General features: G+C 63.7%; 14 protein-coding genes and 6 tRNA genes. 14 read left to right on the forward strand and 6 right to left on the reverse strand.

Annotation, left to right across the window (positions count from 1 at the left end; genetic code table 11):
• Positions 1-35 precede the first annotated feature (35 nt).
• Complete coding sequence (gene rmf, locus F0A17_RS14265) at positions 36-242, reverse strand: ribosome modulation factor (protein ID WP_104202462.1); 207 nt, start codon at positions 240-242, stop codon at positions 36-38.
• A 273-nt stretch (positions 243-515) separates the two neighbouring features.
• Between rmf and rlmKL the strand changes: the two genes are divergently transcribed.
• Together rlmKL and F0A17_RS14275 are read left to right on the forward strand one after the other, a co-directional pair.
• Complete coding sequence (gene rlmKL / locus F0A17_RS14270) at positions 516-2,711, forward strand: bifunctional 23S rRNA (guanine(2069)-N(7))-methyltransferase RlmK/23S rRNA (guanine(2445)-N(2))-methyltransferase RlmL (RefSeq protein WP_149329019.1); 2,196 nt, start codon at positions 516-518, stop codon at positions 2,709-2,711.
• Positions 2,708-3,067 (forward strand): glutaredoxin family protein, encoded by a 360-nt coding sequence (locus F0A17_RS14275; RefSeq protein WP_149329020.1) that lies wholly within the window; start codon positions 2,708-2,710, stop codon positions 3,065-3,067. The genes rlmKL and F0A17_RS14275 overlap by 4 nt, the downstream gene beginning before the upstream one ends.
• Before the next feature lie 15 nt (positions 3,068-3,082).
• Here the strand turns inward: F0A17_RS14275 and F0A17_RS14280 are convergent, their stop codons facing one another.
• On the reverse strand, positions 3,083-3,364 hold the full coding sequence (locus F0A17_RS14280) for a hypothetical protein (protein ID WP_149329238.1): 282 nt from the start codon (positions 3,362-3,364) through the stop codon (positions 3,083-3,085).
• 166 nt (positions 3,365-3,530) lie between these two features.
• Between F0A17_RS14280 and pdxB the strand changes: the two genes are divergently transcribed.
• The gene (gene pdxB / locus F0A17_RS14285) at positions 3,531-4,685 is read left to right on the forward strand and encodes a 4-phosphoerythronate dehydrogenase PdxB (protein WP_149329021.1); all 1,155 of its coding nucleotides are present in this window, start codon (positions 3,531-3,533) and stop codon (positions 4,683-4,685) included.
• Positions 4,686-4,776: 91 nt separating this feature from the next.
• Here pdxB and htpX read toward each other — a convergent pair whose 3' ends face one another.
• From htpX to msrB, 4 genes are all read right to left on the reverse strand, one after another.
• Positions 4,777-5,679 carry a protease HtpX gene (gene htpX, locus F0A17_RS14290; RefSeq protein WP_149329022.1) on the reverse strand — a complete coding sequence of 301 codons (903 nt, stop codon included), beginning with the start codon at positions 5,677-5,679 and terminating at the stop codon, positions 4,777-4,779.
• A 133-nt stretch (positions 5,680-5,812) separates the two neighbouring features.
• Positions 5,813-7,045 (reverse strand): pyridoxal phosphate-dependent aminotransferase, encoded by a 1,233-nt coding sequence (locus tag F0A17_RS14295; protein ID WP_149329023.1) that lies wholly within the window; start codon positions 7,043-7,045, stop codon positions 5,813-5,815.
• A gap of 64 nt (positions 7,046-7,109) precedes the next feature.
• Positions 7,110-8,090 (reverse strand): ribosome biogenesis GTPase YlqF, encoded by a 981-nt coding sequence (gene ylqF / locus F0A17_RS14300; RefSeq protein WP_149329024.1) that lies wholly within the window; start codon positions 8,088-8,090, stop codon positions 7,110-7,112.
• Between the two features lie 70 nt (positions 8,091-8,160).
• Positions 8,161-8,562, reverse strand: a complete 402-nt coding sequence (msrB, locus tag F0A17_RS14305) for a peptide-methionine (R)-S-oxide reductase MsrB (protein ID WP_149329025.1) — start codon at positions 8,560-8,562, stop codon at positions 8,161-8,163.
• 150 nt (positions 8,563-8,712) lie between these two features.
• On the opposite strand from msrB, the gene F0A17_RS14310 reads away from it, so the two are divergent.
• The 11 genes from F0A17_RS14310 (at position 8,713) to F0A17_RS14360 (ending at position 13,254) form a co-directional block, all read left to right on the forward strand.
• Positions 8,713-8,788, forward strand: a tRNA-Glu gene (locus F0A17_RS14310).
• Positions 8,789-8,822: 34 nt separating this feature from the next.
• A tRNA-Gly gene (locus tag F0A17_RS14315) sits at positions 8,823-8,897 on the forward strand.
• 86 nt (positions 8,898-8,983) lie between these two features.
• Positions 8,984-9,059 (forward strand) — tRNA-Glu (locus F0A17_RS14320).
• A 59-nt stretch (positions 9,060-9,118) separates the two neighbouring features.
• A tRNA-Gly gene (locus F0A17_RS14325) sits at positions 9,119-9,193 on the forward strand.
• A 38-nt stretch (positions 9,194-9,231) separates the two neighbouring features.
• A tRNA-Glu gene (locus tag F0A17_RS14330) sits at positions 9,232-9,307 on the forward strand.
• Positions 9,308-9,330: 23 nt separating this feature from the next.
• Positions 9,331-9,405: transfer RNA gene (locus tag F0A17_RS14335), tRNA-Gly, on the forward strand.
• A 161-nt stretch (positions 9,406-9,566) separates the two neighbouring features.
• Positions 9,567-10,526 (forward strand): ABC transporter ATP-binding protein, encoded by a 960-nt coding sequence (locus tag F0A17_RS14340; RefSeq protein ID WP_149329026.1) that lies wholly within the window; start codon positions 9,567-9,569, stop codon positions 10,524-10,526.
• Entirely contained in the window at positions 10,523-11,296 is a 774-nt protein-coding gene (locus F0A17_RS14345) for an ABC transporter permease (RefSeq protein ID WP_149329027.1), read from the forward strand. The genes F0A17_RS14340 and F0A17_RS14345 overlap by 4 nt, the downstream gene beginning before the upstream one ends.
• Positions 11,293-12,129 (forward strand): NADPH-dependent 7-cyano-7-deazaguanine reductase QueF, encoded by an 837-nt coding sequence (gene queF / locus F0A17_RS14350; protein WP_149329028.1) that lies wholly within the window; start codon positions 11,293-11,295, stop codon positions 12,127-12,129. Before F0A17_RS14345 ends, queF begins: the two co-directional genes overlap by 4 nt.
• A 58-nt stretch (positions 12,130-12,187) precedes the next feature.
• Positions 12,188-12,748: a nitroreductase family protein gene (locus tag F0A17_RS14355; protein ID WP_149329029.1), complete on the forward strand. Its 561-nt coding sequence runs from the start codon at positions 12,188-12,190 to the stop codon at positions 12,746-12,748.
• A gap of 2 nt (positions 12,749-12,750) precedes the next feature.
• Positions 12,751-13,254, forward strand: a complete 504-nt coding sequence (locus F0A17_RS14360) for a YiiD C-terminal domain-containing protein (protein WP_149329030.1) — start codon at positions 12,751-12,753, stop codon at positions 13,252-13,254.
• Positions 13,255-13,351: the final 97 nt, after the last annotated feature.

Raw genomic sequence — 13,351 nt, forward strand, 5'->3', positions numbered from 1 at the left:
CGGTGACGAAGGGACGTTGATTGGCGGGTAAACCGTTATAGCACCATGGGATTCTTGTGAATGCCGGAGACGCCGGTCATGCCGGCCCATTGATCACCTCGGCCTTCACGCCAACCACTCATCCAGTATTCACGTATGTTGACATCCTGACTGGGACAGTCGTCGCGGGAGCGCCCGGAAATGCCGGCCTTGTAGCCATGAACATAGGCGCGTTGGTAGCGATCACGTTTCTGTCTTTTCATCGGATGACCTCTTTTAAGGTACCAATTGGGGACGCACGACATGCGCGTCCCGGCGTTCCACCGTTTCGCCAGCCGTACCCAATCCTTTGCAACGGCAGAGCGAGGTCATGCGGGACATACGAGACCCGCGATGTGAACGCATGCGTCTTTACAGTAGCTACCATGACTAGTCTTAGCCCATCATGGGGCTCATTGTCGACCCATGTTTCGTCATAAGACCGAGACAAATTTGTAACGAAAGGAATATGCCGCCCCATCGGGCGGGAACGACCCATGAACGAGCCATCCCAACGTGCTATCCGTGACTTCCTGGCCACCTGTCCGAGAGGGCTGGAAGAGCTTCTGGCCGACGAGCTGCGCGCCTTCGGCGCAGACCCGCACAAGACTACCGTGGCAGGCGTGCACTTCCAGGCCGACCTGGCGACGGCCTATCGCGCCTGTCTGTGGTCGCGGCTGGCCAATCGCATCGTGCTGAGCCTGTTACGCGAGGAGGGCATCGAGCGCCCCGAGTCGCTGCGCCGCGCGGTGTCCGGCGTCCCCTGGGCACGCCACCTGCGCCCAGGCGCTACCCTGGCGGTGGATTTTCATGGTCGTAGCGAGCAGATTCGCCATACACGCTTCGGTGCCCAGACGGTCAAGGACGGGGTGGTCGATGCCCTGCAGGCGACCGGCCATTCGCGTCCGAGCGTCGACCTGCAGCGGCCCGATCTGCGTCTCTACGCTCACCTGCACCGAGGGCGGCTGACCCTGGGTGTGGATCTCTCCGGCGAAAGTCTCCATCGGCGCGGCTATCGTCGCGATGTCGGTCACGCCCCGCTCAAGGAGAACCTGGCAGCGGCACTGCTTATCCGTGCCGGTTGGCCGCAGCGCCTGCACAACGGCGACGCGCTGGTCGATCCGCTATGCGGCGCCGGCACCTTGCTGATCGAGGCAGCGCTGATGGCGGCCGACATGGCACCTAACCTGAATCGGGTGCGCTTCGGCTTCCATGGCTGGGCGCAGCACGACGAGACTCTGTGGCGCGAGCTGAAGCGCGAGGCCGAAGCGCGCGCCAGCATCGGTCGCAAGCGCTGTCGCAACCGGCTCTACGGCTTCGACGAGAGCCCGCCGGCGCTGGCCGCCGCGAAATCGAACGCCATGCGCGCCGGCATTCCGGCGTTGATTGAATTCCTGGGGGCCTCGCTTACTCAGCTACGACGCCCCGATGGCCTGGTCGATGAGGCGCGCGGCCTGGTCATCACCAACCCGCCCTACGGCGAGCGTCTGGGCGAGCTTCCCGAGCTGGTCACGCTCTACGGCGAACTGGGCGAGGGTGTGCGCCGCGCCTTTCCCGGTTGGCGCCTGGCGGTGTTCACCGCCAACCCGGACCTGGGCCACCGCATCGGCCTGCGCGCCGACAAGCAATATTCGCTGCGGAACGGACCGCTGGAGGCCAAGCTGCTGTTGATGGACGTGCCCGGCGAGGGGGCGCCTGCAGCCGAACTCAGGGGGAAGGCTGCGCCGTGCAGCGAAGGGGCGCAAATGTTTGCCAATCGCCTGGAGAAGAATCGCAAGCGCTTGAGAAAATGGCTCCGGCAGTCCGGCGAGACCTGCTATCGGCTCTACGACGCCGACATGCCGGAGTACGCGCTCGCGGTGGACGTCTACGACGGGCGGGTGCATGTACAGGAATACGCGCCGCCGCGCTCTATCGACGCCGCCCAGGCGCAGAAGCGCCTGTACGATGCCCTGCAGGTCATTCCCGAGGTACTTGGCGTCGATGCCGGCCAAGTGGTGGTCAAGCGCCGCGAGAAGCAGAGCGGCAAGGCGCAGTACCGCAAGCAGGCCGCCACCGGCCAGCGCTTCCAGGTTCGCGAAAGGCAGGCCCGGTTATGGGTCAACCTGCGCGACTATCTCGATACCGGACTGTTCCTCGACCACCGTCCGGTGAGGCGCATGCTCGCCGAGATGGCGCCGGGCAAGCGCTTTCTCAACCTGTTCTGCTACACCGCGGCGGCCACCGTGCAGGCAGCGCTCGGCACCGAGGAGGCGGGGGGGGCCTGTGACAGCGTGAGCGTGGACCTTTCCAATACCTACCTCGAGTGGGCGCGCGACAACTTTGCCCTCAATGGGCTCGATCCCGCTCATCACCGCGTGATACGCGACGACTGCCTGCGTTGGCTGGAGACCGCCAAGGCGCAGTTCGATCTGATCTTCCTCGACCCGCCGACCTTCTCCAACTCGAAGAAGATGGCGGGTACCCTGGACGTACAGCGCGACCATGCACGCCTGGTCGAACTGGCCATGGCGCGACTGTCCCCGGGCGGTACCCTGGTGTTCTCCAACAACCAGCGGCGGTTTCGAATCGATGAATCGCTGATCGAACGCTTCGCCGTCGAGGACATCTCGTCGCGTACCTTCGATCCCGACTTCGAACGTCGCCCCGACATTCATCGTGTATTCCTGATTCGTCAGCGGGAGGCGGCATGACGCATCTTACGCTCTACACCACCCTGGGATGCCATCTATGCGAACAGCTCGAGGTCCTGCTGCAGCGGCTGCATCGTGGCGAGTACGAACTGCGCCGGATCGAGATCAGCGAGGATGAAGGCTTGTTGGCGCGCTATGGGGTGCGCATTCCGGTGCTTGCCGACGAAGCGGGAGAAGAGCTCGACATGGGCTTCGAGGCGTCGCGCCTGGCGACTTGGCTGGCCGAGCGCAATCGCCTCGACGAAGGCGCCTGGCAGCAGCTGAATACTGGCGAATCAGACCCTCTGGATCAGGGAGAAAAGAAGGCGGATGGAGCGCTTAACTGGCGGCCCGGCGGACGGCGCTACCTAGCCTGACAGTGCGTGTCGAGGTCAGGCATTGTCCAGCAGGGAAAGCTGCAACACGGCAGCTTGGCCCTCGGCACTCTCGGCATCCACCTCGAACACCTTGCGCAGCCCCCGGGACGACTGGATGGTGGCCTCGTCGCCGAGCCACATCATGGCCTGATCGTGATCGTCGGCCAGCCTATGCTTCAGCCCGCCGAACTGGGTGCCGATCTGGCCCCAGGCGCGGCTGAAGATCCAGTCGCCGAACATGTCCTGGTGAATATGCACCAACACGTAGTCATGGTCACTTTCCCAGCGGACGATCACGAAGACTCCCACATGCATCAGGACGCCACCCAGGGCGGCGCGAAGGATCAGGTCGCGGTATTGTAAGGCATCGAGCCGACTGGACAAGCCATGACCGCCGGTTTGCGGTTCGCTGCGTCAATGCACGCGCCGAACCGGTCGTACATACCGCGAGAGAGGAAGCATTGTGAAGATATTGGTCGATGCCAATGTGCCCGGGGCAGAGGCCTGTTTCGGCCCGCTGGGCGAACTCGTCAGGTTGCCGGGGCGTGAAATCGATGCCGAAGCGCTGGCAGATGTCGATATCCTGGTAATCCGTTCCATCACACGGCTGAATGCGGCGACACTCGACGCGGCCAAGGCATTCGGTTCCCCGCTACGCTTCGTCGGAACCTGCACCATCGGTACCGACCATATCGATCAGAAGGCTCTGGCGCGGCATGGTGTCGCCTTTGCCAGCGCGCCGGGCTGCAACGCCGAAGCGGTGGTCGACTACGTGCTGGGCAGCCTGCTGACATTGGCCGAGCGCCAGGGCTGGCGGCTCAGCGAGCGCCGGGTGGGGATCGTCGGCGTGGGCAACGTGGGCGGGCGGCTGCTGGCTCGACTCTCCGTCATGGGCATCGCTTGCTTGGCCTGTGATCCACCCAGGGCGGAAGCGGAGGGCACCGACGGCTTCGAGGAGCTCGATACCCTGATCGACGCGTGCGACGTGCTTTGCCTGCATACACCGCTCGTTCGCGAAGGCCGCCACGCCACTCGCCATCTATTGAACGCGCAGCGTATCGCCCGGCTGGCGCCCGGTACGGTGCTGCTCAACGCCGGGCGCGGCGACTGTGTCGACGGGCATGCCCTGCGTCAACGCCTGGCGGCCGTTGGCGACATCAGCGCCATTCTCGACGTTTGGGAGAACGAGCCGGACATCGCCCCGGCCTTGCGCGACCTCGCGGCGCTGGCCACACCGCACATCGCCGGTCACAGTCTCGATGGCAAGCTGCGCGGCACCCACCAGATCTATACGGCGCTTTCGCGCTATCTCGGGTTGCCGGCACGGCTTGCCCTGACCGACTTGCTACCGGTGCCGCCCGTGTCGCGGTTGGCGCTGCAGGGCGGGTTGGCACCGGAGGAGGCATTGCGGCTCTGCCTGCGCACGGTATACGACGTGCGGCGCGACCATGACAGCCTACGGCGAGAGAGCCGTAGGCTTGGCATGGCCAAGGGCTTCGACGCCTGCCGGGCGAATTACCCGCTGCGTCGGGAGTTTTCGACCCTTGCGGTCGAGCTGGGCGGGGAGGCGAGTGAAGTGGCGCCGCTGCTCGGAGGGGCAGGCTTTCGCGTGCCATGATCTCGTACCGCTTGCCAGGAAACGTAAAGGGCCCATCCATGATGGGCCCTTTGTGCGAGAGGGAGCCGCCAGATACGGCGGCTCTCGATGCTTAACGATAGGCCGCCTCTTTCAAGGCACGAATGCGGTCGTCCAGCGGGGGGTGGCTGGCGAAAAGGCGCTCCATGATCTTGCGCGTCTGGCCGGCATTGATGCCGAAGGCGGTCAGGGTTTCCGGCATCTGGTTGGGCATGTCGCTCTCGGCCTTGAGCCGTGCCAGGGCATTGATCATCGCGCCGCTGCCGGCGAGCTGGGCCCCCGCAGCATCGGCACGGTATTCGCGAAAGCGCGAGAACCATGCCACGATGGCCGAGGCGACCAAGCCAAACACGATCTCGGCGACGATCACCACGGCGAAGTAGCCCATGAAGCCGAGACCGCCCTGACCGTCGCTGCGAGAGCGCAGGAAATTGTCCACCAGGTGCGCCACCACCCTTGCGAAGAACATCACGAAGGTATTCACCACGCCTTGGATCAGTGCCAGGGTGACCATGTCACCGTTGGCCACATGGCCGATCTCATGGGCCAGCACCGCGCGCACTTCCTCGGGGCGCATGCGATTGAGCAGCCCTGCGGAGACGGCCACCAGAGCGTCGTCCTTGTTCCAGCCGGTAGCGAAGGCGTTGGACTGCTGGGCGGGGAAAATGCCCACTTCCGGCATCTTGATCCCGGCTTGCTGCGAGAGTTCGGCCACGGTATCGAGCAGCCACTTCTCGGTAGCGTTGCTCGGTTGCTTGATCACTACCGTGCCGGTCGAGCGCTTGGCCATCCACTTGGAGATGAACAGCGAGATCATCGAACCGGCCATGCCGAAGATGAAGCAGAAGATCAGTAGGGCGTTGAAATTCATGCCCTGCTCGGTCAGGTAGCCCTCCACGCCGAGCAGGCGCAGCGTGATGCTGGCGACGAGTATCACCGCCAGGTTGGTGCCCAGGAAGAGCAATATTCGCATCATCGTCGGAAAACTCCGGTCGTCATGAGAGTCGGGGACCGTGGAAGCACGGCCTGTAATCTGCTGATTAGATACGGCTCGTTAAGGGATATTTCAAGAGCATAGCGTCATTCGGCTCGCGGCGGCGTCTGGCGGTTCATTGACGGTAGCGAGACAGAAAGCGGGCGAAGCGATCCAGGGCATCGCCGAGCTGATCGGCCCAGGGCAGGGTGACGATGCGCACATGATCCGGCTCCGGCCAGTTGAAGGCCGTGCCTTGCACCAGCAGGATCTTCTCCTGCAGCAGCAGGTCGAGCACCAGCTTCTGGTCGTCCTGAATGGGATAGATGGTTGGGTCGAGCCGCGGAAAGGCGTAGAGCGCACCCTTGGCCTTGGTGCACGATACCCCGGGGATGGCGTTGAGCTTCTCATAGGTGATGTCGCGCTGGGCCAACAGCCGCCCGCCGGGCAGGATCAGGTCGTTGATCGACTGATAGCCGCCGAGCGCCGTCTGGATGGCGTGCTGGGCCGGCACATTGGCGCACAGGCGCATCGAGGCGAGCATGTTGATGCCCTGGACGTAGTCGCGCGCACGCTGCATGGCGACACTGCCGGAGAGAATCATCCATCCGGAGCGGAAACCGGCGCAGCGATAGCTCTTGGACAGCCCGTTCATGGTTACCACCAGCTGGTCCTCATCGGCCAGCGCAGCGGTGGAGACATGCTTGATGCCATCATAGAGGATCTTGTCGTAGATCTCGTCGGAGAACACCACCAGGTCGTGCTCGCGAGCCACTTCGAGCATCTCGCGCACCACTTCGGGTGGGTAGACCGCGCCGGTGGGGTTATTGGGATTGATGATTACCAGGGCCCGGGTATGGCCGGTCACCTTGGAGCGCAGATCGGTGATGTCCGGCGCCCAGTCGGCCTGCTCATCGCAGCGGTAGTGCACGCCACGGCCGCCGGCGAGGTTGGCGGCCGCCGTCCACAGGGGATAGTCGGGAGCGGGAATCAGCACCTCGTCACCGTCATTGAGCAGCGCCTGCAGCGCCATTACGATCAGCTCGGAAACGCCGTTGCCAATGAAGATGTCCTCGATGCCGACGCCCGGAATCTCCTTGCGCTGGCACTCCTGCATGATCGCCTTGCGCGCCGAATAGAGCCCCTTGGAATCGCAGTAACCCTGGGCGGTGGGCAGGTTGCGCATCACGTCCTGGAGAATTTCCTCAGGCGCCTCGAAGCCGAATGGTGCCGGGTTGCCGATGTTGAGCTTGAGGATGCGCTGACCTTCGTCTTCCAACCGCTTGGCGTGCTCGAGCACGGGGCCGCGGATGTCGTAGCAGACGTTGTCGAGCTTGTGCGATTTCCTGAAGAGAGGGGGCGTGTCCATTGAGGTGTCCGAATTCCTGTCATGTCCGGTGGCTCCGGTCAGGCGGGTTGCCGAAGCTCGTTGATTATGCGGGGTTGCCGCCTTCTCCGCTATGCTCATCGGCCGCATCTGGTGTGATGCCGTCAACGGCTGCGGGAGCGGGAAGGTCATCCGGTGTCTCGAGTGTCAGGCGACCGAGCTTGCCGTCGCGCAGTTCGTGCAACAGCACTTCGGCGCCACGGTGCAGGTCCACTTCACCACCTGGGCGCAGCCCGCCGCGGCGAGAGGCGATCTCGCCGAGGATCGCGTGGCCGTCGAATCCGGCCACCGCCAGCAGGTCGACGCGCAGGGGGCCATCGGCCTCGACCCGTGCGGCCTCGGGATTTGGACTGTAGCGCGGCAGCTCACCGAGCTTGTAGCGGGCCTTGAGCGCCTGGGGATAGCGTCGGGCTAGTTCGGCGGCGGTGACCACCCCCACGTCGACGTAGTCGATGGCCGTGTCGCGGATGGCGCCGGTGGCCGCCAGGCGATAGGCGCTGGCCTGGTCCTCGATCTTGGGCCACAGCACCCCGGGAGTATCGATCAGCGCCACGCGACCCTGAATCCGCACTTTCTGCTGACGCTTGGTCACCGCCGGCTCGTTGCCGGTCTTGGCAATGGCCTTGCCGGCCAGGCCGTTGATCAGAGTCGACTTGCCCACGTTGGGAATGCCCATGACCATGACCCGGACGTCGCGATCCGCGCGCACCTGCCCGGCCAGCTCATGGCACAGCTTGGGGATGCGCCTGAGCTCGCGGGCGTTGGTGGTGGTCACGGCGAGTGCCCGGGTGTCCGGCAGCGAATCGAAGTAGGCGACCCATTCGCGGGTGCGTTCAGGGTCGGCCAGGTCGGCTCGCGAGAGAACCTTGAGCACCGGCTTGTGGCGCGTGAGGCCGGCGAGCATGGGGTTGGCGCTGGAGTAGGGCAGGCGGGCGTCGAGGACTTCGATCGCCACGTCGATCTCCGGCAGCGCCTCCTGGATCTGTCGGCGCGCCTTGTTCATGTGTCCCGGGTACCAGCCGAGCATGGACCACTCCTGCAAACGTACGAGGCCGCCTATCATAGCAGAAGGGCGGCCTCGGCAGGGGGCGGTGCGGTTACTCGCCGGGATGAAAGGCGATCGCCACCGAGTTGATGCAGTAGCGCAGCCCGGTGGTCTGGGGTGGGCCGTCGGGGAAGACGTGACCCAGGTGGGCGTCGCAGTGTGCGCACACCACCTCGGTGCGGCGCATGCCATGGGAGTCATCGAAGCGCTCCTCCACCGCGGCCTGGCCGAGCGGACGGTCGAAGCTCGGCCAGCCGCAATGGGCCTCGAACTTGTGCTCGTTCTCGAACAGCGGGGCGTTGCAGCAGACGCAGTGGTAGATGCCGTGCTCGTCGCTGACCTGGTAGTCGCCGGAGAAGGGGGGCTCGGTGCCCTGTTGTCGCGTCACGCGGTACTGCTCCGGGGTGAGCTGGGCTCGCCATTCAGCGTCGCTCTTCTCGATCTTCTTGCGCATGTCCTCTCTCCTGCTGGTGCGACTCGTCATCAGACACCGAAAGTCTGGCTGCTTTCCACTCCATCGGCCAACTCAGGCCGACTGTTGACAGCCCCGAAGGGCTTGAGTAACATTCGCGCCACCTCGTTGAGGCGAGAGCGAGACGGCTGCGTCCCATTCGTCTAGTGGTCCAGGACACCGCCCTTTCACGGCGGGAACAGGGGTTCGAACCCCCTATGGGACGCCACTCGTTTCGTTGCTGATTCAACAGGTACCGGAGTGCGGGAATAGCTCAGTGGTAGAGCATCGCCTTGCCAAGGCGAGGGTCGGGAGTTCGAATCTCCTTTCCCGCTCCAAATCCTGTTTCGGCAGGTGGGTAGGTCAGGTGAAGGTCGGGAGCTGGTGCGCCAGTCCGATCGATCTCCTTTCCCGCTCCAGTTGCGTCCCATTCGTCTAGTGGTCCAGGACACCGCCCTTTCACGGCGGGAACAGGGGTTCGAACCCCCTATGGGACGCCATCTTCCGGTTGCGACAGCATATAGCGGTTGCATCCTGGATAGCATAGACTGTCGTGCATGCGGGAATAGCTCAGTGGTAGAGCATCGCCTTGCCAAGGCGAGGGTCGGGAGTTCGAATCTCCTTTCCCGCTCCATCACCACCAAGGTGATGCTGTCATGGTCTGGCTTCTGCGTCCCATTCGTCTAGTGGCCTAGGACACCGCCCTTTCACGGCGGGAACAGGGGTTCGAACCCCCTATGGGACGCCACCTCGATTTGCTGTATCGATCAAGCGGGAATAGCTCAGTGGTAGAGCATCGCCTTGCCAAGGCGAGGGTCGGGAGTTCGAATCTCCTTTCCCGCTCCAACATCTCTTCCGCCTTATCAATGCCAAGGCTCCCCCTCACAAATTTTTTGATGACCTTGCCCATGGGCGAGGCATGTTGCGTTTTTCCTGGGCCAGGCTTGAAAAATTCCTTCGCGCCCTAATCTCTTGAACTCGTTTTCCATCTAAACCAAGGATATCCCATGGCCGAACCGGCGCTGTCGATCCGTGGCCTGACCAAGGTCTACGGCAACGGCTTTCACGCCCTGAAGGGTATCGACCTCGACGTCGAGCAGGGCGATTTCTTCGCTCTGTTGGGCCCAAATGGGGCCGGAAAATCCACCACCCTAGGCGTAGTGTGCTCGCTGGTTCAGAAGACCGCCGGCCAGGTCTCGATCTTTGGCATCGACATCGACCGCGACTTCGCTCGCGCCAAATACCACTTGGGCGTGGTGCCGCAGGAATTCAACTTCAACCAGTTCGAGAAGGTGATCGACATCGTACTGGCACAGGCGGGCTACTACGGCATGCCGCGGCGCGAGGCGCTGCCCCGTGCCGAAACGCTGCTCAAGGATCTGGGCCTGTGGGACAAGCGCAACGGCAGCGCACGCATGCTCTCCGGCGGCATGAAGCGCCGCCTGATGATCGCCCGCGCGCTGATGCATCGTCCCAAGCTGTTGATTCTCGACGAGCCCACCGCCGGGGTCGATATCGAGTTGCGCCGCAGCATGTGGGAATACATGCGCCGCATCAACCGAGACGAGGGCACCACTATCATCCTCACGACGCATTATCTCGAGGAAGCCGAGAGCCTGTGCCGCAACGTGGCCATCATCAACCACGGCGAGATCGTGCGTAACACCAGCGTGCGCGGCCTGCTGGCCGAACTCGACACCGAGACCTTCCTGCTCGACTTGGCCCATCCGGTGGACGAGGCTCCAGCGGTAGAGGGTTTCGAGGTGCGGCAGGTGGATAGTGCCCAGCTCGCCGTGGTGGTGCACCGAGGCCAGCAACTCAACGATGTGTTCACCGCCTTGGGCGAGTGCGGCATCGTGGTTGTCTCCATGCGCAATCGGGCCAATCGGCTAGAGGAAATGTTCGTTTCCATGGTGGAGGAGGGAAACCGGTCCAGCCTGGCCGAAAAGGCGGAGGTGAGCCAATGAATCCCACCCAGGTGGCCATCGCTCTCTGGACTGTGGTGTACAAGGAAATCAAGCGTTTCACGCGTATCTGGCCGCAAACCCTGTTGCCGCCTTCGATCACCATGACCATGTACTTCATCATTTTTGGCAGCCTGATCGGCTCGCGTATCGGCGAGATGGACGGCTTTAGCTACATGGACTTCATCGTGCCGGGGTTGATCATGATGGCGGTGATCACCAACAGCTACTCCAACGTGGCCTCGTCATTCTTTTCCAACAAGTTTCAGCGCAGCGTGGAAGAGATGATGGTCTCGCCCATGCCCAATTGGGTGATTCTCGCCGGCTTCGTGCTTGGCGGCATGGCCCGTGGCCTGGGTGTCGGGTTGATCGTCACTATCGTGTCGCTGTTCTTCACCCGCATCAGCGTGGCGCATCCGCTATTGACGATCGGAGTGGTGGTACTCACCGCCGCGCTGTTCTCCATCGGCGGCTTCATCAATGCGCTGCTGGCCGACAAGTTCGACGATGTCTCCATCGTGCCGACCTTCGTGCTGACACCGTTGACCTACCTGGGCGGGGTGTTCTACTCGATCTCGCTGCTGCCGCCGTTCTGGCAGGGCGCTTCGCTGCTCAACCCGATCCTGTATATGGTCAATGTGTTTCGCCACGGCTTCCTGGGAGTTTCCGACATCCCGGTAGGCTGGGCGCTGGCCGCTATTGTCGCTTTCATCGTCGCGCTCTTTGTCATCGCGCTGTGGATGCTGGAGCAGGGCAAAGGTATCCGATCATGAGTCGCCACCGTCCCGATACGCTTGAACATTCCCCGCTGGGGCGCGAGTCCGCTTACCCGGAGCGTTACGATGCCCGGCTGCTCTATCCCATTCCCCGTGCCGCCAATCGGGCGCCGCTGGGCATCGAGGAGGGCAAGCTGCCCTTCATCGGCGAGGACGAGTGGCATGCCTTCGAAGTCTCCTGGCTCAACGCCCGTGGCAAGCCGCTGGTCGCCGTGGCGCGCTTCCGCTTGCCCGCCGAGTCGCCCAACCTGATCGAGTCGAAATCGTGGAAGCTTTATCTCAACGGCTTCAATCAGACCCGCTTCGAAAGCCTCGAGCAGGTGATCGCGTTGCTCGAGCGCGACCTGGCCCAGGCGGCCGGGGCGCCAGTCACGGTGGAACTGTTCGGCGTTGATGACGAAGCGCTCGCCGCGTGCCGGCTGCCGGGCGAGTGCCTCGACGAGCTCGATGTCGAGATCGACGACTACACGCCCAGCGCCGAGTACCTACGGGTGGGGGAGGAGATCGTCGAGGAGACGCTCTATTCGCACCTACTCAAGTCCAACTGCCCGGTGACCGGCCAGCCCGATTGGGGCAGCGTGCTGATCCGCTACCGCGGCCCCAAGCTCGAGCGCGAGGGTCTGCTGCGCTACCTGATCGGTTATCGCCAGCATCAGGACTTCCACGAGCACTGCGTGGAGCACATTTTCACCGACCTGATGGCCCGCGCTCGTCCCGAGCGGCTGTTGGTGCTGGCACGCTACGTGCGTCGCGGCGGGCTCGACATCAGCCCCTGGCGTGCCACGCCTGGGGAGTGTCCACCCGAGTCCCTTCGCTTGGCACGACAGTGAGCCGGGCAACTGGTAAAGTCCGGTCAATCCTTCTCCACGACCTGGCATAGGAGACCGTATGGACGCACTCACCCTGTTGCACGAGCGCAGTTCGATGGGCAAGTTGACCGGCCCGCCCCCGAGCCCCGAGCAGATGGAGGCGATCTACCGTGCGGCCCTGCGCGCGCCGGATCACAAGGAGCTGCGCCCGTGGCGCTTCATCGAGTTTTCCGGCGTGGGTCTCGAGCGGCTGGGGGAACTCTTTGCCGAGGCCGAATACCGCGAAGATCCCAATATCGAGGACGCCGAGCTGGATGCGGTGCGCAAGAAACCGCTGCGTGCGCCCATGATCATCGCGGTGATCGCCAAGGTCGCCCCGGATGTGCCCAAGGTGCCGAAGATCGAGCAGGTGATCTCCGCCGGCTGTGCTGCCCACGGTATCCTGCTTGCCGCTCATGCCCAAGGGCTCGGCGCCATGTGGCGCAGCGGCAAGTACGCCTTCGATCCCACCGTGCGCAAGGGGCTCGGCCTGACGGGGGAGGACGAATTGATCGCTTTCCTTTATCTCGGCCAGCTCGGCGGGCGCCACAAACCGATCGCCGAGCATCGCATCAGCGATTTCGTCGAGCGCTGGGATTGATCATGCGCGACATCGGCGTTCCGTATTCGCGTTTGCCGCTGCCTACGCCCGGCGAGCGAGACGATCCGCAAGCCTTTCTCGCCTGGCTCGGTGAGGCCATTCCCATGGTCAAGTACCTGGGTATCCGCGAGATGCGCTGGGAAGGGGAGGCGTTGGTGTGGGAACTGGCGCTTTCGCCCAGCCTCAACGACAAGGGCACTGGCTTCGGTGGAGCGCTGGCCGCCCAGACCACGCTGCTCGGCTGGTGCTGGACCACCCTGTGGCTGCGTGAGCGTAGCCATGCCCGCGATGTTGTCGTGGCCGAGGCCGGGCAGCGCTTCCTGGCGCCGGTCACCGACGACTATCGCCTGACCTGCGCTCCCGAGCGCGGGCAAGGCCAGGCAGCGCTGGCCGAACGCCTGGCGAGCGGAGGGCGCGGCCGCATCGCTCTCACGCAGCAGCTCTGGTGCGGCGGCACCCTATGCCTGGAAGCCCACGGCGATTATGCCGTACTGCCTGCCCGCTGACGGGGCCGAAAGCCGAAAACCGGCTTGCAAACGCGTACTTAAGCCGTTAGACTTTGCGCCGTTCTGACGCACAAGGCAACGCCCAAAGGCGTGAGGA

This window comes from Billgrantia pellis (assembly GCF_008297955.1).
GTDB classification, from domain to species: domain Bacteria; phylum Pseudomonadota; class Gammaproteobacteria; order Pseudomonadales; family Halomonadaceae; genus Halomonas; species Halomonas pellis.

What these genes read in the sequence shown, in the direction of transcription:
- rmf (WP_104202462.1), bottom strand. Translation starts at nt 242, where the DNA reads ATGAAAAGACAGAAACGTGATCGCTACCAACGCGCCTATGTTCATGGC.
- rlmKL (WP_149329019.1), top strand. Translation starts at nt 516, where the DNA reads ATGAACGAGCCATCCCAACGTGCTATCCGTGACTTCCTGGCCACCTGT.
- F0A17_RS14275 (WP_149329020.1), top strand. Translation starts at nt 2,708, where the DNA reads ATGACGCATCTTACGCTCTACACCACCCTGGGATGCCATCTATGCGAA.
- htpX (WP_149329022.1), bottom strand. Translation starts at nt 5,679, where the DNA reads ATGATGCGAATATTGCTCTTCCTGGGCACCAACCTGGCGGTGATACTC.
- F0A17_RS14295 (WP_149329023.1), bottom strand. Translation starts at nt 7,045, where the DNA reads ATGGACACGCCCCCTCTCTTCAGGAAATCGCACAAGCTCGACAACGTC.
- ylqF (WP_149329024.1), bottom strand. Translation starts at nt 8,090, where the DNA reads ATGCTCGGCTGGTACCCGGGACACATGAACAAGGCGCGCCGACAGATC.
- msrB (WP_149329025.1), bottom strand. Translation starts at nt 8,562, where the DNA reads ATGCGCAAGAAGATCGAGAAGAGCGACGCTGAATGGCGAGCCCAGCTC.
- F0A17_RS14340 (WP_149329026.1), top strand. Translation starts at nt 9,567, where the DNA reads ATGGCCGAACCGGCGCTGTCGATCCGTGGCCTGACCAAGGTCTACGGC.
- F0A17_RS14345 (WP_149329027.1), top strand. Translation starts at nt 10,523, where the DNA reads ATGAATCCCACCCAGGTGGCCATCGCTCTCTGGACTGTGGTGTACAAG.
- queF (WP_149329028.1), top strand. Translation starts at nt 11,293, where the DNA reads ATGAGTCGCCACCGTCCCGATACGCTTGAACATTCCCCGCTGGGGCGC.
- F0A17_RS14355 (WP_149329029.1), top strand. Translation starts at nt 12,188, where the DNA reads ATGGACGCACTCACCCTGTTGCACGAGCGCAGTTCGATGGGCAAGTTG.
- F0A17_RS14360 (WP_149329030.1), top strand. Translation starts at nt 12,751, where the DNA reads ATGCGCGACATCGGCGTTCCGTATTCGCGTTTGCCGCTGCCTACGCCC.